The 22,161-nt window shown below is 67.6% G+C and carries 22 protein-coding genes, 1 tRNA gene and 1 pseudogene; 13 read left to right on the forward strand and 11 right to left on the reverse strand.

Features of this window, described 5'->3' with window-relative positions; translation table 11 throughout:
• Positions 1-41: 41 nt before the first annotated feature.
• Entirely contained in the window at positions 42-932 is an 891-nt protein-coding gene (locus tag ILP86_RS08980; protein WP_058631142.1) for an acyl-CoA thioesterase II, read from the reverse strand.
• Between the two features lie 50 nt (positions 933-982).
• Here ILP86_RS08980 and ILP86_RS08985 point away from each other — a divergent pair, with 50 nt between their 5' ends.
• Complete coding sequence (locus ILP86_RS08985) at positions 983-1,648, forward strand: hypothetical protein (protein WP_046747035.1); 666 nt, start codon at positions 983-985, stop codon at positions 1,646-1,648.
• On the opposite strand, the gene ILP86_RS08990 is transcribed toward ILP86_RS08985, so the two are convergent.
• The 5 genes from ILP86_RS08990 to pepN all read right to left on the reverse strand — a co-directional run bounded on the left by ILP86_RS08990 (position 1,579) and on the right by pepN (position 9,078).
• Entirely contained in the window at positions 1,579-3,078 is a 1,500-nt protein-coding gene (locus tag ILP86_RS08990; RefSeq protein ID WP_308431900.1) for a serine hydrolase domain-containing protein, read from the reverse strand. The two genes, ILP86_RS08985 and ILP86_RS08990, sit on opposite strands and share 70 nt — an antisense overlap.
• 119 nt (positions 3,079-3,197) lie before the next feature.
• Entirely contained in the window at positions 3,198-4,862 is a 1,665-nt protein-coding gene (locus ILP86_RS08995) for an FAD-binding dehydrogenase (RefSeq protein ID WP_193761798.1), read from the reverse strand.
• Complete coding sequence (locus ILP86_RS09000) at positions 4,859-5,308, reverse strand: globin (RefSeq protein WP_058631145.1); 450 nt, start codon at positions 5,306-5,308, stop codon at positions 4,859-4,861. The genes ILP86_RS08995 and ILP86_RS09000 overlap by 4 nt, the downstream gene beginning before the upstream one ends.
• A complete protein-coding gene (locus tag ILP86_RS09005) occupies positions 5,305-6,378 on the reverse strand; it encodes a mechanosensitive ion channel family protein (RefSeq protein ID WP_179516020.1) in 1,074 nt (357 codons plus the stop codon). The genes ILP86_RS09000 and ILP86_RS09005 overlap by 4 nt, the downstream gene beginning before the upstream one ends.
• A gap of 147 nt (positions 6,379-6,525) precedes the next feature.
• Complete coding sequence (gene pepN, locus ILP86_RS09010; RefSeq protein WP_193761799.1) at positions 6,526-9,078, reverse strand: aminopeptidase N; 2,553 nt, start codon at positions 9,076-9,078, stop codon at positions 6,526-6,528.
• 179 nt (positions 9,079-9,257) lie between these two features.
• On the opposite strand from pepN, the gene ILP86_RS09015 reads away from it, so the two are divergent.
• Genes ILP86_RS09015 through ILP86_RS09035 form a run of 5 tightly spaced genes read left to right on the forward strand, consistent with a single transcriptional unit; the run spans position 9,258 to position 14,145 of the window.
• A complete protein-coding gene (locus ILP86_RS09015; protein WP_061016723.1) occupies positions 9,258-10,442 on the forward strand; it encodes a ferrochelatase in 1,185 nt (394 codons plus the stop codon).
• Positions 10,443-10,480: 38 nt separating this feature from the next.
• Positions 10,481-10,966 (forward strand): ribose-5-phosphate isomerase, encoded by a 486-nt coding sequence (locus ILP86_RS09020; RefSeq protein ID WP_046747030.1) that lies wholly within the window; start codon positions 10,481-10,483, stop codon positions 10,964-10,966.
• Between the two features lies 1 nt (position 10,967).
• A complete protein-coding gene (locus ILP86_RS09025; RefSeq protein ID WP_058631149.1) occupies positions 10,968-11,966 on the forward strand; it encodes an Fpg/Nei family DNA glycosylase in 999 nt (332 codons plus the stop codon).
• A 38-nt stretch (positions 11,967-12,004) separates the two neighbouring features.
• Positions 12,005-12,652 carry an FMN-binding negative transcriptional regulator gene (locus ILP86_RS09030; protein ID WP_046747028.1) on the forward strand — a complete coding sequence of 216 codons (648 nt, stop codon included), beginning with the start codon at positions 12,005-12,007 and terminating at the stop codon, positions 12,650-12,652.
• Positions 12,649-14,145, forward strand: a complete 1,497-nt coding sequence (locus tag ILP86_RS09035; RefSeq protein ID WP_061016717.1) for an amidohydrolase — start codon at positions 12,649-12,651, stop codon at positions 14,143-14,145. The genes ILP86_RS09030 and ILP86_RS09035 overlap by 4 nt, the downstream gene beginning before the upstream one ends.
• 75 nt (positions 14,146-14,220) lie before the next feature.
• On the opposite strand, the gene ILP86_RS09040 is transcribed toward ILP86_RS09035, so the two are convergent.
• Positions 14,221-14,706, reverse strand: coding sequence for a Dps family protein (locus ILP86_RS09040; protein ID WP_046747026.1), 486 nt, complete (start codon positions 14,704-14,706; stop codon positions 14,221-14,223).
• A gap of 130 nt (positions 14,707-14,836) precedes the next feature.
• Here ILP86_RS09040 and ILP86_RS09045 point away from each other — a divergent pair, with 130 nt between their 5' ends.
• The 3 genes from ILP86_RS09045 to ILP86_RS19605 all read left to right on the forward strand — a co-directional run bounded on the left by ILP86_RS09045 (position 14,837) and on the right by ILP86_RS19605 (position 15,840).
• A complete protein-coding gene (locus ILP86_RS09045; RefSeq protein ID WP_061016715.1) occupies positions 14,837-15,373 on the forward strand; it encodes a gamma carbonic anhydrase family protein in 537 nt (178 codons plus the stop codon).
• 30 nt (positions 15,374-15,403) lie between these two features.
• Positions 15,404-15,477: transfer RNA gene (locus ILP86_RS09050), tRNA-Ile, on the forward strand.
• Between the two features lie 54 nt (positions 15,478-15,531).
• Positions 15,532-15,840, forward strand: a complete 309-nt coding sequence (locus ILP86_RS19605; RefSeq protein WP_227751213.1) for a hypothetical protein — start codon at positions 15,532-15,534, stop codon at positions 15,838-15,840.
• A gap of 90 nt (positions 15,841-15,930) precedes the next feature.
• On the opposite strand, the pseudogene ILP86_RS20010 reads toward ILP86_RS19605, so the two are convergent.
• Positions 15,931-16,236, reverse strand: a pseudogene (locus ILP86_RS20010) (helix-turn-helix domain-containing protein); the annotation flags it as partial.
• Here ILP86_RS20010 and ILP86_RS09060 point away from each other — a divergent pair.
• Both ILP86_RS09060 and ILP86_RS09065 read left to right on the forward strand, forming a co-directional pair.
• Positions 16,211-17,455 (forward strand): globin domain-containing protein, encoded by a 1,245-nt coding sequence (locus ILP86_RS09060; protein ID WP_265333148.1) that lies wholly within the window; start codon positions 16,211-16,213, stop codon positions 17,453-17,455. The pseudogene ILP86_RS20010 and the gene ILP86_RS09060 sit on opposite strands and share 26 nt — an antisense overlap.
• Positions 17,456-17,571: 116 nt before the next feature.
• Positions 17,572-17,832, forward strand: a complete 261-nt coding sequence (locus ILP86_RS09065; protein WP_046747022.1) for a DUF6458 family protein — start codon at positions 17,572-17,574, stop codon at positions 17,830-17,832.
• 111 nt (positions 17,833-17,943) lie between these two features.
• Here ILP86_RS09065 and ILP86_RS09070 read toward each other — a convergent pair whose 3' ends face one another.
• Positions 17,944-18,261, reverse strand: a complete 318-nt coding sequence (locus ILP86_RS09070; protein WP_046747021.1) for a hypothetical protein — start codon at positions 18,259-18,261, stop codon at positions 17,944-17,946.
• Between the two features lie 217 nt (positions 18,262-18,478).
• Positions 18,479-19,390 (reverse strand): helix-turn-helix transcriptional regulator, encoded by a 912-nt coding sequence (locus tag ILP86_RS09075; RefSeq protein ID WP_061016708.1) that lies wholly within the window; start codon positions 19,388-19,390, stop codon positions 18,479-18,481.
• 138 nt (positions 19,391-19,528) lie between these two features.
• Between ILP86_RS09075 and ILP86_RS09080 the strand changes: the two genes are divergently transcribed.
• A complete protein-coding gene (locus ILP86_RS09080) occupies positions 19,529-20,428 on the forward strand; it encodes an alpha/beta fold hydrolase (protein ID WP_058631156.1) in 900 nt (299 codons plus the stop codon).
• Here the strand turns inward: ILP86_RS09080 and ILP86_RS09085 are convergent.
• Positions 20,400-20,873 carry an Lrp/AsnC family transcriptional regulator gene (locus ILP86_RS09085; protein ID WP_045265266.1) on the reverse strand — a complete coding sequence of 158 codons (474 nt, stop codon included), beginning with the start codon at positions 20,871-20,873 and terminating at the stop codon, positions 20,400-20,402. The two genes, ILP86_RS09080 and ILP86_RS09085, sit on opposite strands and share 29 nt — an antisense overlap.
• Before the next feature lie 171 nt (positions 20,874-21,044).
• Here ILP86_RS09085 and pdhA point away from each other — a divergent pair, with 171 nt between their 5' ends.
• Positions 21,045-22,160 (forward strand): pyruvate dehydrogenase (acetyl-transferring) E1 component subunit alpha, encoded by a 1,116-nt coding sequence (gene pdhA / locus ILP86_RS09090; protein ID WP_061016706.1) that lies wholly within the window; start codon positions 21,045-21,047, stop codon positions 22,158-22,160.
• The last annotated feature ends 1 nt before the right edge of the window (position 22,161 follow it).

The raw sequence follows: 22,161 nt of genomic DNA on the forward strand, positions 1-22,161 counted from the left end.
AACCCGGCAGACGCTTCAGCGCTGCTGGTCAGTGCTGCTCGTCAGTCCTGATCGTCAGGGACGCGGATCATGATCTCCTGCGCGACGCTCGCCACGAACTCGCCGTCTCGGGTGAAGATCCGGCCGGTGGCGAGTCCCCGTCCGCCGCGCGCGTTCGGCGACTCCTGCACGTACAGGAGCCACTCGTCCACCCGCGCGGGCCGGTGCCACCACATCGCGTGATCGAGGCTCGCGACTTTGAGACCGGGAAGCGCCCAGTACACGCCGTGCGCCCGAAGGATGGACTCCTGGATCGTCATGTCGCTGAGGTAGGCGAGGGCTGCGCGATGCAGACGCGGGTCGTCGGGGAGCGGAGCCCGCAGGCGCATCCACACGGCCTGCTGCGGTATGCGCTCGTCGTCACTGGGCAGATACAACGGCGAGTCGACGTGACGGATGTCCGCTGCTCGCTCGCTCAGCATCCGGGCCGTCCCGCCGGGGAGCCCCTGCACGCGGGCCTCGTCCGGAGCCAGGTCTTCCGGTGCGGGAATGCCCTCCGGCATCGATGCCGCATGTTCGACACCGGGGTCCGCGTCCTGGAAGGAAGCGATCATCGAGAAGATCGGCACACCGTTCTGGTACGCCTGGGCACGGCGCGTCGAGAAGGAACGTCCGTCGTGGATGCGGTCCACAGAGATCGTGATGCCCTGGCTCGCGTCGCCGGGGCGCAGGAAGTAGCCGTGCATCGAGTGCGCAGCCCGATCCTCGGGGAGCGTGCGTTCGGCAGCCAGGAGCGCCTGAGCGAGGACCTGGCCACCGTAGATCCGTCCGCTCGGCATCGGGTGCGAAGAACCCGTGAAGATGTCCTCCGTGGTCCGTGCCTGCGTCGAATCGAGATCGAGCACCTCGAGCAGTCGCTCGACGGTCCGGGTGGCGTGCTCGTCCGTGCTCATCTGTTCCTCTCCGCGCCCCGAGGCGCCGCTCCGTTGGTAGTTTAGAACGCGTGCCGCATCACCTCCTCCTCGCCGACCCGGACACAGCGAAGGACGTCCTCACGTTCGTGGGACGCGCGTCACGGATCACGGACGAGGGAGTACGGTTGCAGGCGGGGAACGGTGTGCTCGCCCTCACGACCGCGGCGCTCGCTCCCCATGGACTCTTCGACCAGACACCGACGATCCTCGCGATGCGGATCGTGCACGCCGACCCCGAGCTCGAGTGCGACATCGTGGTCGACCAGCTTTCGCAGACCGATGAGCCGCAGCGGCTCGGTCTCCCGGAGACCGGGATGTCGCCCGCCTGGGCCGGGGTGGCTCCGCCCCGTGGCTCTTGGGAGCCCGTAGGGGAGCTCGACGCATCTGTGATCGCGCAGCGCGCGCAGTGGGGAATCTCCGCCGTCGCCCGCGGCGCAGCCCCGGGATCCGGCGAAGAGGCCGTACGCGCCCTGCGTGCGGCGATCTGGGGCGAACCCGACGAGGACCTCGACGGCCTCCCTCGGGGAATCGCCTTCGCTGCCGACGCGATGGGGTTCATCTCCGGTGAGGAGCAGGTCCGCGTGTCGAAGTCGGGGCGGTGGACACGTCTCGCCTTCCGACGTGGTCACGTGCTCTCGCGCGGTCCCGTCGCATCGGGTCTCACGAGCGTCCGGGACACCGGCTCCGCGGGCTGAGATCCTCCGGGCGCCCGCGAGTCCAACCGCAGCGCCACGATCCTGCTCACCAGCGCGCTTGTGCCACCCAGTACGAGCACGAGTCCCAGAGCGTCCAGGAGCGGGAACAGCCAGAGGTCGATCACCCAGTACTGCCAGTTCACGGATCCCCCGAGCAGCCCTGGCACCAGGGGGACGAAGAACCCCGCCACGATGACGAGCGCGAACGGAACGAGCCGGACACCGGCACGCGACCTCCCCTCTCCGCGCATCCGCCTCGCCCACCGCGGAGCCCTCAGCGTCGTGACGAGCAGAATGATCGACGCGAACGCTGTGACACCCAGGAGGATCCTGTTCGCGATATCCAGCGGATTCTCGTACGTCGCCGCGGACGCGTCGCCTTCGATCAGGTGACGCACCAGCTCGCCGGGGGAGCCCACCCCGTTCGTCAGCACCACGGCTGCGGTACCGGTGGTGGTGTCGAAGGCCATCGACCCGCCGAACGTCGCGAGAGTACCCGCGTGCGACAGGACGCCGGGCGCTGGTGCTCCGTCCGGACCGAGGTTCTGCCATCCCAGGGCATACGACACGGCGCCCGGTTGCACAGAATGCAGTTCCTCCCGCAGCACCGGATCCAGGATGTCCGCACCGACGTCACCCTGGTTGAAACCCAGCCATTGCACCATGTCGGAAAGCGTCGAGACCACACCACCGTTGCCGCCGCACCGGCCCGGCATCTCCGGCATGACATAGGCGACCCCGAGCACCACGGAGTAGCCGGGTGTGAGCCCGTCGACGCTCTGATCACAGGCGTCGACGCTTCGAGAGTCGAGCATCCCGAGCGGGGCGAAAAGCCGCTGACGGAGGAACTCGTCGAGGCTCTGCCCGGAGACGACCTCGACGATGCGGGCCGCGAGCGAGTAGTTCGTGTTGTGGTATTCGAAACGAGCACCCGGATCCGCGACGAGTCGTCGTCCTGTGAGTTCAGTCACCACCGCCCGCGTGTTGCGCGGCGCCGGCAGCGAGAACTCGTCGTTCGTCTGCAGCGAGAGCCCCGACGTATGAGACAAGAGCTGTCTGATCGTGATGTCCCGATGCCTGGGGTCGGCCATCGTGAATTCAGGGAGCCGCTCGACGACGAGGTCGTCGAGCGCCAGCGCTCCATCCTGCACGAGGAGCATGATCGCGGTCGCCGTGATCGACTTGCTCATCGACGCGATCCGGAACGGCGTCTGCGGAGTGATCGGGTCGCCCGCTCCATCACGGCCGTGCACGATCAGGTCGACGTCACCATTCGAGATGACCGCTGCCGCGACCCCGGGAGTCGCGAACGCCTCGGCGTAGCTCCTGACCGCGCTTTCATGCGCCGTCGACGCCTCGGCGGCGGCAGCGGAGAGCGTACCGCCGAGGATCGATGCCGAGACGAGACCGAGGATGCAGAGGATGCGCACGAGTCCACGGTAGGGAGCAGGACGCGACGACTCGAGACCCGCCGCCGCCGCTTCGGGTTACCCCGAACAAGCAGGATGGATCCCCCGAAGAGGTTCACCCGGAAAGCCCGGGACCGAGATCATCCGGCCAGAGCCGCAGCCCGTCCGGCGATGCGGCCGGAGAACAGACACCCGCCGAGGAACGTCCCCTCGAGCGCACGGTAGCCGTGCACTCCGCCACCGCCGAAACCGCTCGCCTCGCCAGCGGCGTACAAGCCGGGGATCGGCTCGCCGACCGCGTTCAGCGCGCGCCCTTGGAGGTCGGTGTTGATGCCGCCGAGCGACTTGCGGGTGAGCACGTGCAGCTTCACCGCGACGAGCGGCCCCGCGGCCGGATCCTGAAGGCGATGCGGAGCCGCCGTTCGGATGACCTTGTCGCCTCGATAGCTGCGCATGGAACGGAGCATGCCGATCTGCGCGTCCTTCGTGAAGTCGTTCTCCATCTCCCGATCGCGGGCGAGCACCTCGCGCCGCACGTTGTCGATGTCCAGCACCTCGCCGCCGGCGTGCCTCTGCATCTGCTCCAGCAGCGAATCGAGGTCGTTCTCCACGATGAAGTCCTCACCCTCGTCGAGGAACGCCTGCACCGGCCCTGTGGGCCCCTTCGCCAGGCGGGACTTCAACAGGAGGCCCACGTCCTTCCCGGTGAGGTCGGGGTTCTGCTCGCTTCCGGAGAGGGCGAACTCCTTCTCGACGATCTGGCGCGACGTGACGAACCAGGAGTGGTCGTGCCCGGTCGTGCGCAGATGAGCGAGAGTCCCGAGAGTGTCGAATCCGGGGAACAGCGGCACGGGCAGGCGAACGCCGGTCGCGTCGAACCACAGCGAGGACGGCCCGGGGAGGATGCGGATCCCGTGCGACGGCCACACCGGATCCCAGTTGGCGATGCCTTCGACGTAGTGCCACATGCGATCGCCGTTGATCAGCCGGGCACCGGCGGCTTCGCTCACACCGTGCATCGAGCCGTCGACATACGCGGGCACCCCGGTGAGCATGTGCTCCGGTGCAGTGCCGAGGCGCGCGGGCCAAGCGGCGCGCACAAGGTCGTGGTTTCCACCGATGCCGCCCGACGAGACGATGGTCGCTGTCGCCGTGATCTCGAAATCGTCGACGACGTCGCGCGATGAAGGCTCACCGCGCTTCGACCCGCTCGTCGCGAGGATCTGCCCGCGTGCCCCGGTGACGGTTCCGTCGGTCACCAGCAGCTCGGAGACGCGGTGGCGGGGGAGCACGGTCAGGCGCCCCTCTCGCTCCCCTTGCTCGACAGCTGCGGCGAACGGCGCGACGATTCCCGGGCCGGTGCCCCACGTGATGTGGAAGCGGGGCACGGAGTTGCCAGGTCCGATAGCGCCGTAGCCGCCGCGCTCCGCCCAGCCGACGACGGGGAAGAAGCCGACCCCACGTTCACGGAGCCACGCGCGCTTCTCGCCGGCGGCGAACTGCAGGTACGCCTCGGCCCATCGCCGGGGCCACTCGTCTTCCGGTCGATCGAATCCGGCGTTGCCCACCCAGTCCTGGGTCGCCAGTTCCAACGAGTCCTTGATGCCGAGGCGCCGCTGCTCGGGGGAGTCGATGAAGAACAGCCCTCCGAACGACCACCAGGCCTGCCCACCGAGGTTCGTGCGCGGTTCCTGATCCACCAGGATGACACGCCGCCCGGCATCGAGCGCCTCGGCGGCGGCGACCAGGCCCGCCAACCCCCATCCGATCACCAGGACGTCTGCGGACAGGGGCGTTGTCGTCATGGGGTCTCCGTTGATTCCTGACGTGAGCGGGTCTCGAGCGTGGGCCGGCCGCCGGGTCCGGCGCCGATCCCGGAAGGTTCGCGTGTGTTCACCATGGCATAGGCCGCGCGCTCCAGGTAGTCCCACAGCGTGGTTTCGTGCAGGGGAGACAACTGCGCCTCGTCGAGCGCGGTGCGCATGTGACGAAGCCAACGGTCTCGCGCATCCGCATCGATGTGGAACGGCATGTGCCTCATGCGCAGACGCGGATGCCCGCGGGTTTCGCCGTACGTCGTGGGGCCGCCCCAGTACTGCTCGAGGAACATCCGAAGACGGTCTTCGGCAGGACCGAGGTCTTCCTCCGGGTACATCGGCTTCATGACGGGGTCCAGCGCGACCTCGCGGTAGAACACGGAGACGATCTTCCGGAAGGTCTCGTGCCCGCCGATCTCGTCGTAGAAGGTCACTTCTGGGTGCTCCCGTCGTCGTTCGGCTTCTTCCGCCGCCAGATACCTCGGTCGGGGACCACCGGCACGCCGGTCACCGCGTTCGGGCGCGTTCTCGGCGGGTTCGCACCGCGGACCCGCCGTGCACCGTCGAGCCCCGTCGGCACCACGTCGACCATTCGGGGCACGCCGATCTCCTTCTCGAGGAGGGCAGCGCGCAGGCGGCGACGCAGCTCCTGGGCCACGTCGTCCTTGGCATTGGCCCTGGCCTTGATGACGATACGCACCACGAGCGCGTCTCCGTCGATGGACTCCAAGCCCCACAGCTCGGGCTTCTCGATGATGCGCGTACGCCACTTCGGGTCCTTCGACAGTCCCTGCGCGGTCTCGAGCATGATGTGCTCGACCTGTTCGAGGTCGGAGTCGGCCGGCACGCCGATGTCGATGATGGAGCGCGCCCACCCCTGCGACATGTTGCCGATCCGGGTCACCTCACCGTTGCGCACGTACCACAGCGTGCCGTTGACGTCGCGCACCTGGGTGATACGCACACTCACGTATTCGACCACACCGCTCGCGAGACCGAGATCCACCACATCGCCGATGCCGATCTGGTCCTCGGCCACGAGGAACATGCCGTTGAGCACGTCCTTGACGATGTTCTGGGCGCCGAAACCGAGACCAGCGCCGACCGCAGCGGTCAGGAGGGTCAGCGAGCCGAGCAGACTCGAATCGAGCGCGTTCACGATGAGCACGATCGCGATCACGACCAGCATCACGTTCACGATGTTCTGCAGGATGGTGCCGAGCGTGCGTGTGCGCTGCACCAGGCGCATATCCGCGAGCGGAGAGCGCTCGAGTGCCTGAGTGTCGTCGACCGACGCCTTGTTCTTCGCGCTGTCGACGATGCGGTGCACCACACGTCGGATGACGAGCCGCAGGACGAGCCCGATCACGATGCAGCTGACGATGATGATGGTGACCGTCAGGGCATTCATGCCGACCTGGCCGAGCCAGGCGAGCAGCGCCTTCACCCAGTCGGGGAGGGGGATCTCCGCAGGTGGTTCGGTGACAGTGGAGGGAAGAATCATCACCTCCGATCCTAGCGAGCGGGCCTCTGCGCGGGCTGGGTGGAACCCCGCGTCAAAACGGAGACCATCCGGCCCGACCGCAGCGTGTCATTGGTGGACACACGGGGATCAGAGCGGATGGTCTCCGTTTTCGCTGGTGTTCGGGTATCAGTCCTCGGCGTCGCGGGCCTGCGCGGCCAGGGCGCGCTCGACATCGGCGAGGTTCTCGAGCACGAGGCGTCGCAGAGCAGGGGCGACATCCTGGTGCTCCGAGAGCCAGCCGCGGGTCGCGTCGCGCAGGGCGATGTCCGCCAGTGCGGTCGGGAACAGCCCCACGATCAGGTACTGCGCGATCTGGTAGGTCCGCGACTCCCAGATCGGCAGCAGCATGTCGAAGTACGCCGGGACGAACTCCTCGAGCACCGCAGCCCCCGCCGGGTGGGTGAACCCGAGTGCTGCGGAGCGCACGATCGTGTTCGGAGCATCATCGCGCTCGATCAACGACGCCCACGCGGCCTTCTTGGAGGCGGAGTCCGGCAGGGACGCGCGTGCCTGAGCCGCGAACTCCCCACCCTTCGCGGTGTTGTCCGCGGCGAGAGCGGCATCGATCGTGGCGGCGTCCGTCGCGCCGATCGTGGCGAGCCCGGCGAGCAGCTGCCAGTTCAGGTCAGCGTCGATCTCCAGCCCGGGGAGCGTGTCCTCACCGGAGCGCAGACGTCCGACGATGCCGGCGTGCTCAGGAGTGACCAGAGCGTTGGCGAAGGCCGTGACGAACTGCAGCTGGCTGTCGCTGCCAGGGTCGGCCGACTCTGCCAGGCTCCACAGACCATCCGCCACCTTGAGGCGCGCGGCCTCGCGGTCGGCCGGTGCGACGTAGAGGTTCGCCGCGGTGCGCAGTTGCGCGAGCGTGGTGCGCACCGTCGTCGACTCGGTCTCACGCCCGATGTTGCCGAGCACGAGGTCGATGTACTCGGAAGCGCCGGTCTCGGCGTCGCGGGTCTGATCCCATGCCGCGCCCCAGACGAGCGAACGGGCGAGCGGGTCGTGGATGTCGGCGAGGTGTGCGATCGCGGTGGCCAGAGACTTCTCGTCGAGGCGGATCTTCGCGTAGGCGAGGTCGTTGTCGTTGAGGAGCACGAGGTCGGGGCGGGTGAGACCCTGCAGCTCGGGGATCTCGGTGCGGTCGCCGTCGACGTCCACTTCGAGGTAGTGCGTGCGGGTGAGCGAGCCGTCCGTGAGGGTGTAGAAGCCGATGCCGAGACGGTGCGGACGGATGGTCGGGTAGTCGGCCGGAGCGGTCTGCGTGATCGCGAAGCGCGAGATCGTGCCGTCGTGGCCCTCGGCGATGACCGGCGCCAGCGTGTTCACGCCGGCGGTCTCCAGCCACTTCTTGGACCACGTGCCGAGGTCGCGGCCGCTGGTGGCTTCGAGCTCGGTGAGCAGGTCGCTGAGCTCCGTGTTGCCCCAGGAGTGCTTCTGGAAGTATTGCGAGACGCCCGAGAAGAACGCCTCGATACCGACCCAGGCGGCCAGCTGCTTCAGGACGGAGCCGCCCTTGGCGTAGGTGATCCCATCGAAGTTCACCTGCACGTCTTCGAGGTCGTTGATCTCGGCGACGATCGGGTGGGTCGAGGGGAGTTGGTCTTGGCGGTAGGCCCAGGTCTTCTCCATGGCGTTGAACGTGGTCCATGCCTCGGTCCACTCGGTGGCCTCCGCCGTGGCGATGGTCGAGGCCCACTCGGCGAACGACTCGTTCAGCCAGAGGTCGTTCCACCACTTCATGGTGACGAGGTCGCCGAACCACATGTGAGCGAGCTCGTGCAGGATCGTGACGACGCGACGTTCCTTGACGGCGTCCGTCACCTTGCTGCGGAAGACGTAGGTCTCTGTGAAGGTGACGGCTCCCGCGTTCTCCATGGCGCCGGCGTTGAACTCCGGCACGAAGAGCTGGTCGTACTTGGCGAACGGGTACGGCACGCCGAACTTCGACTCGAAGTAGGCGAAGCCCTCGCGGGTCTTGTCGAAGATGTAGTCGGCGTCGAGGTGCTGCCACAGGCTCTTGCGGCCGTACACGCCGAGGGGGATGACGCGGCCGGAGGCGCTCGTCAGCTCCGAGAAGGTCGACTCGTAGGGACCGGCGACCAACGCCGTGATGTACGAGGAGATGCGCGGCGTGGGCTCGAAGCCCCACGTGGCGGTGACGTCATCGTCGTGCACGATGGGCTCGGGGGTGGGCGAGTTGGAGACGACCTTCCATGCGGCCGGTGCGGTCACGGTGAACTGGAACGTCGCTTTGAGGTCGGGCTGCTCGAAGACCGCGAACACCCGACGCGAGTCGGGCACCTCGAACTGCGAGTAGAGGTAGACCTCGCCATCGACGGGATCGACGAAACGGTGCAGGCCCTCGCCGGTGTTCGTGTACTCGCAGTCGGCGTCGACGACGAGGACGTTCTCCGCCTGCAGTCCCTCGAGCGTGATGCGCGAGTCGGCGAAGACCTCGTTGGGGTCGAGCTGCTCCCCGTTGAGGGAGATCTCACGGACCTCCCGCGCGATCAGATCGATGAAGGTGAAGCTCTCTGGCGTGGCGGTGAAGCGGACGACGCTCCGAGAGCCGAAGACCTCGGCGCCCTTGGTCAGATCGAGGGCGACTTCGTAGGACTGCGTGTCGACGACGTCGCGGCGCTCCTGCGCTTCGATACGGGTGAGGTTCTCTCCAGGCACAGCTGTACTCCCAGGGGTGAGGGGATGTCACCGGGGCTGGGCGCAGTTGGCGCCGACGGCAACCCTGACAGCCTACGCCAGTGCGGGGAATGCCCGATCTCCATCGCGGTGCAGCGGAATCGGATAGAAACGGTGCTCGCGCGCACTCCGGCACTCCGTAGAAGTGGGAGGATGGACGGGTGACTGCGATCGAGCCGAATGTCGTCCCCTTTGCCTCGCCTGCTGCCTCCGGTGGTGCACCTTTCGTGACCGCACCGGTCGCCTATGACGCGATCCTGCTCGCCGGATTCGGCGGGCCCGAGGGCCAGGAGGATGTGATCCCGTTCCTCAGGAACGTGACGCGCGGCCGCGGCATCCCCGACGAGCGGCTCGAGGAAGTCGCGCACCACTACCGCCACTTCGGCGGGGTGAGTCCGATCAACGGTCAGAACCGCGTGCTCAAGGAGGCGCTGCAGAACGCTCTCGCCGAGCGGGGCATCACGCTCCCGGTCTACTGGGGCAACCGCAACTGGGCGCCGTACCTGGAAGAGGTCGTGACCGAGGCATCGGGCAACGGGCACAACACCCTGCTCGCCTTCGCCACGAGTGCGTACAGCTCGTTCTCCAGCTGCCGCCAGTACCGGGAGGACTTCGCCCGCATCCTGGAGGAGACCGGCCTGGGCGAGACCGTCACGATCGACAAGATCCGCCCGTTCTACGATCACCCCGGCTTCGTCGAGGCGTTCGAGACCGGTGTCCGTGAGGCCATCGAGAACTTCCTCGCCGAAGGCATCGCAGCCGCGGACATCCAGATCCTCTTCTCGACGCACAGCATCCCCACCGCCGACGCCGAGCGCTCGGGTGCCCGCGACATCGAGTGGGGTGAGGGCGGCGCCTATGCCGCGCAGCACCTCGCCGTCGCCGCGTGGGTCATGGATCGCGTCCGCCAGACCGTCCCGGCGGCCGCCGATGTGTCGTGGGAGCTCGTCTACCAGTCCCGCTCCGGTCCCGCCTCGCAGCCGTGGCTCGAGCCCGATGTCTGCGACGTGATCGGCGAGCTGCCCGAGCGCGGACGCAAGGCCGTCGCCGTCGTGCCGGTGGGATTCATGAGCGACCACATGGAGGTCCTGTGGGACCTCGACACCGAGGCGGCGGAGGCCGCGGAGGAAGCGGGACTCTCCTTCACCCGTACTCCGACCCCCGGCGTATCGCCGGCATTCGTCGCGGGCATCGTCGATCTGATCGAGGAGCGCCTCCAGGGGCGTCCCAACGAGGAACGCGCTCACGTCACTTCCCTTCCCGGCGGGTTCGACGTGTGCCGCCCCGGTTGTTGCGAGAACATCCGGGCGGGCTTCAAGCCGGCTGCCGCAGGCGTCGCTCCGTGACCTCTCGGTGACCGGCGCGCGCTTCTAGGATGGGACACATGCGCATCCATATCGCCACCGACCACGCGGGCCTCGACTTCTCCACGCAGCTGCAGGACCATCTGCGCGCCGCCGGGCACGAGGTCGTCGATCACGGCCCCGTCGAGTACGACGCGGTCGACGACTACCCGGCGTTCTGCATCCGCGCGGCGCAGGCCGTCATCGCCGATCAGCGTGCGGGCGTCGAGGCGCTCGGGGTCGTCTTCGGCGGCTCCGGAAACGGCGAGCAGATCGCCGCGAACAAGGTCGAGGGCGTACGTGCGGCGCTCGTCTGGAACCTCTCGACCGCGGAGCTGGCCCGCGAGCACAACGATGCGAACGTGATCTCCATCGGCGCGCGTCAGCACACGTACGACGAGGTCACCTCGTTCATCGACCGCTTCATCACGACCCCGTTCTCGGGCGACGAGCGCCACGTGCGGCGCATCGGACAGATCGCCGACTTCGAACGCGACGGCTCACTGCTCCCGGACCCGCGGGCCTGACATGCCCGAGGGTCATTCCGTCCACCGGATCGCTCGGCAGTTCGACCGCAACTTCGTCGGCAAGACGCTGAGCGCTTCCAGCCCGCAGGGTCGGTTCGCCGAAGGAGCATCCCTGCTCGACGGCCGTGCCGCGGTGAGCGTGCAGGCGGTCGGCAAGCAGATGTTCCTGGAGACGGAAGGCGACCTGTGGCTCCGGGTGCATCTCGGCCTGTATGGAGCGTGGGACTTCGCCGGTGAGATCGTCGTCGACCCGACCATCGCCTCCGCCAACGGACGCATGGGCCAGACCAATCAGCGGGGCACGATCCTCGAGGACCCGATCCTCGATGATGCGGGGGAGAACTCGCTGTCCTCGATCGGTGCGCCCCGACGCACGCGGGTGCACGTGCGCATGTCCGAGCAGACGAAGGGGCTCGCTGATGAGGGCATGGAGTGGCCGCCGCCCGTGGTCGGCCAGGTTCGACTGCGTCTGATGACCGACATCACCGCGGCCGACCTCCGAGGGCCGACCGCGTGCGTCCTGCAGACGCCTGAGGAGATGCTCGCGACCGTCGCAAAACTGGGCCCTGACCCCCTGGTCGGCGATCCGGTCGAGAACGAGGAGCGTTTCGTCCGCGCTGTCAGGAAGAAGCCGACGGTGATCGCACTCCTGCTCATGGACCAGTCGGTCGTGAGCGGCATCGGGAACGTCTACCGCGCCGAGATGCTGTTCCGGCAGAGGCTGAACCCGCACACGCCGGGTCGCGACGTTCCCGAAGACGTCGTGCGCGCGCTCTGGCACGACTGGGTGCGTCTGCTCGCCATCGGTGTGGAGACGGGGCAGATGATGACGATGGACGGTCTGACCGGCGCGGACTACCGCGCCGCCATGGCCAACCGGGACGATCGTCACTGGGTCTATCACCGCGCTGGTCTGCCCTGCCGTATCTGCGGGACCGAGATCGCGCTGGAGGAGATCGGCGCTCGGAAGCTCTACTGGTGCCCGCGTTGCCAAGCGTGATCCGCCCGCGCCGCCACCACCGGATCTAGGCTGATCGAATGCGACAGAATCCCAGCTTCACGCTGGCCGATGTGCCCGAGATCCGCCGCGTGATCGAGGCGAACCCCTGGGCGACGATCATGAGCTCTGGCGGAGAGGGGCTCGTGGCCTCGCACTACGCCGTCCTGCTCGATGACGCCCACGACGACCTCACCGTCGTGGGTCACGTGGGTCGTCCTGACGACCTCATCCACGGGCTGGGGGAGGACCGAGAGATGCTGGTGGCCTTCCAGGGCCCGCACGGCTACATCTCGCCCGGATGGTACGGCGATGTGCCCGCGGTGCCGACCTGGAACTACACCGCTGTCCATCTATCCGGCGTTCCCGAGATCCTGAGCGCCGAGGAGAACCTCGTCGTGCTCGACCGCCTCGTCGCGCACTTCGAATCCCTGATGCCGGAACCGCGACGCATGTGGGAGCGCCCCAACGACGCGGCCTACGTGGAGCGGCTGGCCGCGGGAACGGTGGGTTTCCGGTTGACACCGACACGAGTCGTCGCCAAGAGGAAGCTCAGCCAGAACAAGGCGCCGGAGACGATCGAGACGGTGATCGAGGAGCTCTCCGGCGACGGACCCTATGCGAACCCGGCCCTCGCCGCGGAGATGCGGCGCGCGCAGGACGCACGCCGAGGAGGGGTACAGCAGTGACCGAACGCGGCGCCGCCATCGACACCATCACAGCCGTGCGGATCGCCGGACCAGGACGCGAGTTCCTGATGGACGACGAACCGGTCGACATCTTCATCGCCGATGGACGCATAGTCGACATCGCCCCGACCGGTGCTCTGTCCGCCCGCGGCCGCGCCCTCGCCGCCGACGGCGCCTGGGCGGTTCCCGGTCTCTGGGACAACCACGTCCACACCGTCCAATGGGCGCTGACATCGGAGCGCGCGCCGCTCGGACACGCGGAATCCGCAGCGGCCGCCGCGGGTGCGATGAGTGGTGTTCCCCCGCTGGCGGACGGTCGACGCGTCGGGACCGGTTTCCGAGATGCGCTGTGGCCGGATCGTCCGTCACTCGAACTCCTGGACACAGCCACCGGCGGCGTTCCCACCTACCTCATCAACGCCGACGTCCACAGCGTCTGGTTGAACAGCGCTGCACTCGCTCGTGAGGGCTTCCGCAGCGAGGACGGCGTGCTGCGCGAGACCGATGCTTTCGAGATCTCGCGGCGCCTCAATGCCGTCGACGCCGCTCATGGTGACCGTGCGATGGTGCGGGCAGGGGAGCAGGCCGCGGCACGAGGTGTCACCGGCCTCGTCGACTTCGACATGGCGTGGAGTGCGGAAGCGTGGCCGCGACGGGTGCAGGCGGGCTTCGCCTCCCATCGCGTCGAGTTCGCGGTGTACCCGTTCGACCTCGAACGCGCCATCGACGCCGGGCTCCGCACGGGTGAACTCCATGAACTGACCGAGACTCCGGCCCGCGGGGCGGGGCTCGTGCGCGTCGGGCCGCTGAAGATCATCACAGACGGTTCCCTGGGCACTCGGACAGCCGCGTGCTCGCACGCCTACCCGGGAGATCCCGGCAACTTCGGCATGCTCACGGTGCCCTCCGACGAGTTGGTCGACCTCCTCACCCGCGCGACCGGCGCAGGACTGGGGGTGGCGGTGCACGCGATCGGCGACAGGGCCATCACCTCGGCGCTGGATGCCTTCACCACCACGGGCGCAGCCGGATCGATAGAGCATGTCCAGCTCGTGCGACACACCGACCTCGCGCGGTTCGCTCGCCTCGGTGTGATCGCCAGCGTTCAGCCGCAGCACGCCGTCGATGATCGCGATCTGGTGGACCGGCACTGGTCGGAGCAGACCTCGATCGGCTATCCCCTCGCATCACTGCGCGCATCAGGGGCACAGTTGCGCTTCGGTTCCGACGCCCCGGTGGCCCCGCTTGATCCGTGGCAGGCCATCTCCGCAGCGGTGTCCCGGACGGCCGACGCGCGAGCAGCATGGCATCCGGAAGAGCGGATCACGGTCGCCCAGGCACTGGAAGCGAGCGTGCGTACTTCGCTGCGGCCGGGTGAGCCCGCCGACATCGTCCTGTGTGCGGCGGACCCGCTGACGTCGACGGGGCCGGCTCTGCGCTCGATGAGCGTGCTCTCCACCGTCTTGCGGGGATACGTCACACACGCGCACTGATGGGTTACTCGTGCAGCAAGGGCGGCCCTCGGAGAACCGAGGACCGCCCTTGCCACGTTCAGACGATGTCTGCGATCAGGCCGCGATGTGCGAGACGAGGAACCAACGGTCCTTCTCGAGGCCGCGCTGGATCTCGATCGCGACGTCCTGGCTGGTGAGGTCGACCTCGTCGAGGCCTTCCACAGCGGCCTTGACGTCGACGAGGATGGCGTCGATGTCGGAGATCACCGCGCGGATCAGCTCGTCGGACTGTGCGAAGCCGGCCGCGACCGACGTCGAGCCCGCCTTCTCCGCGACGGCGCTCACGCGTGCATCGATCGGCAGACCGAGAGCGACGATACGCTCAGCGGCGGTGTCGGCGAAGTCGCCGGCGTGGGCGACGATCGTGTCGAGCAGCTCGTGCACGCCGACGAAGTTCGCGCCGCGGACATGCCAGTGGGCCTGCTTGCCGTTGATGGTCAGTGCCTGGAGACCGAGGACGACAGGGGAGAGGAACTGGGCCGCCCCTGCAGCCACGGTCGGGTCGATGGCGGTGGTGGAAACGGTCTGTGCCTTGCTCATCTTGTGCTCCTCCGGAACGGTTTCTCGTATCTGATGAAGACAACGCTACTCAGCGTCAGACATTCCGCAAGCAAGCTGAGGCTCGGCTCACTTCCGCGTGATTCCGCGGAAGTGAGGGTAGTCTCGCCTCATGAGCATCGCGTCCGGAGCCTCCATCCTCGCCCTGCCGAACAGTACGCCGTCGATCGACGCGACGGCATTCGTCGCCGACGGCGCTCGCATCGTCGGCGACGTCAGCCTCGCGGCGGGCTCCAGCGTCTGGTACAACGCCGTCCTTCGCGGGGATTCGGCGCAGATCGTCATCGGCCCCGGCTCCAATCTCCAGGACAACGTTTCCGTCCACGTCGATGCAGCGCATCCTGTGGTGATCGGCTCCAAGGTCTCGGTCGGACACAACGCGGTCGTGCACGGCTGCACGATCGGCGACGGAAGCCTGGTGGGAATGGGGGCGGTGATACTCAGCGGTGCCGTCATCGGCGAAGGATGTCTCATCGCCGGAGGAGCGGTCGTCCTCGGCGGGACGGAGATCCCCGCAGGCTCTCTCGTCGCCGGCGTGCCGGCGAAGGTGCGTCGAGCGCTCAGCGAAGAGGAGCGAGCGGAACTCCTGGCCAACGCCGACATCTATCTCGGACACTCGCAGACGCACTCGGCGGCGACGCGGGTGTGAGCGCCCCGGCCGCTAGGCTGGGACCCGTACGGGGCGGTGGCCAAGCTGGTTAAGGCAGTGGGCTCATAACCCAACGATCGTCGGTTCAAGTCCGACCCGCCCTACTCGCGATCCTCAGCGGATCCCTGCTCGCTCGATGACAGCAGCAGCGTGCAGCGATGCGGCGTCACGAACGGATCGAGTCGCCGCATCTCCAGAGGACCATCGCCCAGTCGGAGCACATCGCGCACGAGTTGCGCATGCACGGCGCATACGAGCGCCTGATCCTCGGCGAGCAGGCCGCGGTACCGGCAGGGAGCAAGATCGAATCGGAGCGTTTCCTCGTCGACGACGGGGTTCAGACCGGCATCGTCGAGGTGCTCGTACAGGACGTCAACCTGCCGGAGGGCCTGCTCGCCGAGGCGCGGACTCTCCGACGTCACGGCGCGGAGCATGCGGCCCCTCACATCGGCGCCTTCGACCCGTGACCGTGCTCTCTGGCTCGACGATGTCTCACGCACAGGGTGGAAGACGAGGGGTGGACGACCGCGATGGCCGGTGTTGACGGGCTCACTGCGAATCAGGCCTTCGTCTTCGAGCACCCGCAGGTGGTCACGTGCGGTGTTCAACGGGATCCCGCTCTCCTCGGCGAGCGCGCCGGCGTCCCGGCCGGGCCTCTCCTGGATGGAGCGGAGCAGGCGCAGGCGCCGCGGTTGGGTCAGACCTCGGAAGTCATGGGCTCGACGGGGCATGGGGCGAGGATAAGCACGCCGGCAGAGAGGAGGGCGCGTTTCGGCCGGAAATAACCCGGTGAAAGGGCGCGCGCACTCCGTCTGGTCCGGCGATGGTGGAACGACCATGACGCTGAAGAGAAGGGAAGTCATGAAGCTCTCAACGGAGTCCGAGGCGGTCGTACGTGCGACCGCAGGAGTCGTAGCCGCGCACGCGGATGAGATCACCACGCTGTTCTACCGGGAGATGTTCACCGCGCACCCCGAACTGCTGCGGGTGTTCAACCGTGCGAACCAGGCTATCGGCGAGCAGCCGCGAGCTCTGGCCGCGTCGGTCGTCGCCTTCGCCGTGCACCTCATCGACCCGGACGCCCCCGACTTCACGCCGATCATGAGTCGGATCGCCCATAAACACGTCTCGCTGGGTGTCCAGGCACGCCAGTACACGATCGTCGGCCACTACCTCCTCGATGCGGTGCAGACGGTGCTCGGCGATGCGGTGACCACAGAGGTCAGAGCCGCCTGGGACGAGGTCTACTGGCTCTTCGGGTGCTCCCTCATCGCCGAAGAGGCGAAGCTGTACGCGCAGGGCGGCACCGATCCCGCCCATCCGTGGCGCAAACATCGGGTGGTGGAGCGCGTCGTCGAGTCGGACGACGTCATCTCGCTCCTCCTCGCGCCTGTCGACGGCGTCGTCGCGTCACATCGGACGGGGCAGTACGTCGCCATCGCGGTGGACCTGCCGGACGGGTCCAGACAGCCCCGCCAGTACACGATCTCCTCCGGTCCGCGAGGCGATGCGCTGCGCGTGACCGTCAAGCGCGTCCGCGGCAGTGCAGGCGTCCCCGACGGTCAGGTCTCGACCTGGCTCCACGAGCACGCCCACCCCGGCACCGTGCTCGATGTGTCCCAACCAGCAGGTGACGTCGTGCTCGATGACACCGGGCATCCCCTCGTCCTCGTCTCCGCAGGCATCGGCATCACACCGATCACCGCAATCGTCGAGGATCTGTCCCGTCGCGCCCCGGACCGCACCATCCGACTCTTCCATGCCGACCGGAACCACGACGCCCATGTGCTGTATCCCTCCTTGCGGCGACAGGTGCTCGCGATGAAGGATGCCAAGGCGCAGAACTGGTACGCGGACGGGGCGGACGCGGCCCCGACCCTCCACCCCGCGCTCCCCGGGCGGATGGACCTCTCGAATGTCGAGCTCCCGGACGACGCGGTCGTCTTCATGTGCGGCCCTCTCGAGTTCATGCGCTCTGTCCGGGCGACTCTGATCGGCCGGGGGATACCTGCGGAGCGGATCGCCTACGAGGTCTTCGGCCCCGACCTCTGGCTGCAGCAGCCGACCGTCGACGCCGCCTGACGCGCGGAGCGCCGCGGAGGAGAAGGGTTCGCGCCGATGTCAAGCCCCTCCTCGGCGCCGCGACCCCACGCCATTCTTCCGAAGTGCGGCACCGCGCCGCAGAGACAGGAGGAACAATGAGCATCGGCAGCGGAATCGCGCTCTTCGTGATCGGGGCGATCCTCGTCTTCGCGATCAACGTCGACGTTCCCTGGGTCGACCTCGACATGGTCGGCTACATCCTGATGGGAGCAGGAGTCATCATCTTCCTCATCGGCATCGTGCTGCTCGCGCGTCGCCGGCGAACGGAGACGGTCTCACGCACATACGTCGACCCCGCCACGGGGGAGCCGACCACTCGTCGCTCCGTGAGCTCCAGCGGCGACGAGGCCCTGTGAGTTGCGCCGCCCTGTGAGTTGCGCCGCCCTGTGAGCGACACCGGCTTCTGAGTGCACGCACTGACGGCGTCGGTCACCACAGTGTCCGACGCCGTCAGTGCGAGGCGGTGATCAGTCCGGCGCGATGGTCTCGAGGTGCTCCTCGACCAGGACGATGCCGCCGCTCGAACTCGCCGAGTGCGCGAGCTCCTCGATCCACCTCCGGCTCAGATCGGGAGACTCCGGTTCCTGGAAGACGAACCTCAGAGGAATCGACGGGTGGAGCCAGAGGGTCGATCGCCCAGGGGCCTCACCCTCGGGGTGACGCCAGGAGAGGGTGAAGCTCTCGTTCCGGCGGAGCTTGGTGGCGATGACCACCTTGAGGTGCGCCAAAGCGCGATCCTCGATGTAGATCGGCGTCGATGTGTCGCCGTAGTACAGGCTGCCCATCAGCAGTGGCGGCGGGACACGACGGTCAGGGGGCGGGCCATGGTTCTCCTCGATGGCATGCTCGACGGACCGGGAAGTGGTCCGGGAATTCGAACTCTAGCCAACAAATCGACGCGCACCCTGCGCCTGACGCCCCACATTGCGCTGAGCGAACAATCTGTTCGCTCAGTGTCACGTTCACAAGGCGAGTGTCACGTTCACAAGGCGAGCGTCACGATCACGAGGCGAGGACGGGCGCTGCACCGTAGGCGTCACGATACGCCGCAGTGAAGCGAGACGAGTTGCTGAAGCCCCAGCGGCGCGCGATCTCGGCGACCGATCGGCCCTCGCCGTTGCGGAGATCACGGTGCGCCCCGTCGAGGCGCGCCCGCCGCAGAGCGTCGGCGGGCGTCATGTCCAACGCTCGTCGAAAGGCGTACTGCAGTCCCCGTGTGGAGATGTACGACGCGGCGGCGACGTCATCGATGGTGATCGCCAGGTGCGCATTCGCGTCGATGTAGGCGAGCGCACGACGGACCGAGGCCGGCGCTCCGGCTCGCTGTGCCGGCCGCCTGAGGGAGTCGGTGAATGTGGTCGGGAACGCCGAAAGCGTCATCGTCAGGGCGTGCCGTTCGAGTTCGGCGAGGAGCAGATGATCGGTCGGCCCCGCGTTCACGGACTGATCCACGTACTCGAACATCCGCTCCCAGCGCCGAGCGTCGGCAGGGGAGTGCGGCACGAACCCCGTCGTGCGCAACTCCCGTCGGTCATCACCCGTGATCTGCCTCGCGCGCGCCTGGGCGGCGCGGTGATCGAACACGAACGCCCGTACGCGCGCTGTCCGGTCCCATCGGGCTTCGACCTCGGTGCCGTCGGACATCCAGGCCGAGCCTGCATCCAGGGACTCGCGTCCCGACCAGACACGCGCATCGGGAGCGTCGACCCGACACACCAGCAGCTGCTCCTGAGGTTCTGCCCGAGAGTGCACCTTGGCGGTGAGTCGGTAGTCGATCAGGGACGCGGTGCCGAGTTCCTCGGATCGCCAGTCGAAGCGGAAGCTGCGCGGATCCGCATCCTGCAGCGACGACGACGGAACGTACTGCTGCCATGTGGACTCCACCTGGGCCAGATCGGTGGACGTGAACTGCATGGGCTACTCCTCGTGCTACGCGCGTCGATCCCACTCGAAAGCGCACGATCAGGAGCGTATCCCACGATGCCTGAGCCTCCGCCGTGCAGGTCTCCGGGATGCACCAGAACCCGCGAGGCCGCTCGTAGACTCGGGAGTATGAGCGTGCCTTCCCCATATGCGGACCGTCTTCGTCGCCTTCCCGTGCAGCGTCGCGAGGTCGAGGTGCATGGGGGGACCACGGCATACTGGGCGTACGGCCCCGACGACGCAGACACCACGGTCGTCGCGGTGCACGGTTTCCGAGGGGAGCACCACGGCCTCGAACCGGTGCTCGCGTTCCTGCCCGAGGTGCGGGTGATCGCGCCGGATCTTCCCGGTTTCGGCGAGTCTGCCCCTGTGCCACGACGCACGCATGATCTCGACGAGTATGCGGAGTGGCTCACCGACTTCGTCGCCGAAGTCGCCCCAGGTGCCGTGATCCTCGGCCATTCCTTCGGTTCGATCGTGGCCTCAGCCGCCGTGGCACGCGGACTGCAGACCCCGCGCCTGATCCTGCTGAACCCCATCGGTGCGCCGGCGCTCGAAGGGCCGAAGGGACTGATGACACGACTTGCGGTCCTCTACTACGCTCTCGGCGCCAGGCTCCCCGAGAAGGTCGGGACGGCCCTGCTGCGCAACCGGATCATCGTCCGCGTGATGAGCATCACGATGGCCAAGACGAGGGATCCGGAACTCCGCCGGTTCATCCACGACCAGCACGACACCTATTTCTCCCGATTCTCGGATCGGGATGTACTCCGGGACGCCTTCGTCACGAGCGTTTCGCACGACGTACGCGAGTTCGCCCCCGAGATCGACGTTCCGACACTGCTCGTCGCAGCAGAGCGGGACGACATCACACCCATCGAAGCGGAGCGGAGGCTGGCGACGATGTTCCCGGACGCCCGCCTTGTCGAGATCGCGCACGTCGGACACCTGATCCACTACGAGACCCCGGCCGAAGCTGCGGGAGCCGTTCGCCGCTTCCTCAGGATTCCCGTCGCGCGAGGCCGATGAGGCCCGCCACACGGAACGGGATGACCTCACCCATCGCCAACGACGTCTCCGTGCGTTCGACGCCCTCGATGGACAGGATGCGCGCGTCCGTGTCGAAGAGGTGTCGCGCATCGCGGCAGGCCACGCGCGCGAGCAGATCGATCGATCCGCTGAGGCCGTGCGCTTGCACGACCTCAGGGATCCGGGAAAGCTCGTTGATGATGCGGGGCAGTTCCGTCTGACGGACCCCGATGCTCACGAAGGCCTGCAAGGGGAAACCGAGCACATCGGGCGAGAAGGACCGCTCGTAGGACAGGAAGATCCCGCTCTGCTCCAACCGCGCCATCCGCGCCTGGATCGTGTTGCGCGAGAGCCCCAGGTTCTCCGCGAGCGCGACGATCGTCGTGCGCGGGTCGTCGGCGAGCGCGGCGAGAAGCTCGAGATCTATGCGGTCCAGTCCTGGCATAGTGCCAAACCTTAGCAGCACTCTCTCGAGCGAAATTGAGCAACATGCTCAAGCGCTCTTGGAATGCTTGAGCGAGGTGTTGACCGGACGTACTCTCAGACCATGCCGGTGATGACGCTGGCATCAGTGCGCGGAGCCTCACGAGGGCCGCCGAGGACGAGGAGGACGACGATGTCACCGCAGGCCACGCCCATCGCAGACACGGCACAGGATCTGGAGCTCTCGGAGCGCCTCCTGAACCCCGACGGAAGCCGCATCCCGAACCCCCGGCTGGACCCGTTCGTCGCCGACGTCGATGCCGAGCAGCTGCGTTCTCTGCTCCGGGACATGGTCATCCTCCGCCGCATCGATGCCGAGGGTGTCGCGCTTCAGCGCCAGGGACAGCTCGGACTCTGGGCGCCTTGCCAGGGACAGGAAGCGACGCAGATCGGCACGGCCCGTGCCCTCGCTCCCGAGGACTTCGTGTTCCCCAGCTACCGGGAGACCGGAGTCATCTACGCGCGGGGCGCGGAACCCGGAGACTACGTGCGCATGTGGCGCGGTGAGGAAGGTGCGGCTCACGATCCCGCCGACCTCGGTGTCGCTCCCTTGCAGATCATCATCGGAGCGCAGACACTGCACGCGGTCGGCTACGCGCTCGGCATCCAGCACGACGGCGCTGACGAGGTGGCGGTGACCTACTTCGGTGACGGAGCCACCAGCCAGGGTGACGTGAACGAGGCGATGATCTTCGCCGCGTCGTACCAGGCGCCGGTCGTCTTCGTATGTCAGAACAACCACTGGGCGATCTCCGAGCCGGTCGCCGTGCAGTCGCAGTATCCGATCGCGGGAAGGGCGCCAGGATTCGGCATCCCCAGCCTGCGGGTGGACGGCAACGACGTGCTCGCCTGCATGGCGGCCATGCGCTGGGCTCTCGACCACGCGCGGTCCGGCAAGGGCCCCGCCTACATCGAAGCCGTCACTTATCGCATGGGTCCGCACACCACGGCCGACGATCCGACCCGCTACCGCGACCAGGAGGAACTGGATTCCTGGCGCCGTCGCGATCCGATCGCGCGGTTGGAGGCACACCTGCGCGCCAGCGGGGAGCTCGCCGAAGAGCACGCCGCCGAGACCCAGTCCGCAGCCGATCTCGTCGCCAAGGAGATGCGTGCCGCGTGCCTCGGCATGGTCACACGGCCGGCACTCGCCGTGTTCGACGGCGTCTACGCGGAGCCGCACACCGGACTCGAGCGGCAGCGCGATGAGTACGCCTCGTACCTCGCCACCTTCGAGAGCGAGGTGTGAC

Source organism: Microbacterium sp. R1 (genome assembly GCF_015159725.1).
In the GTDB taxonomy this organism is placed as follows: domain Bacteria; phylum Actinomycetota; class Actinomycetes; order Actinomycetales; family Microbacteriaceae; genus Microbacterium; species Microbacterium oxydans.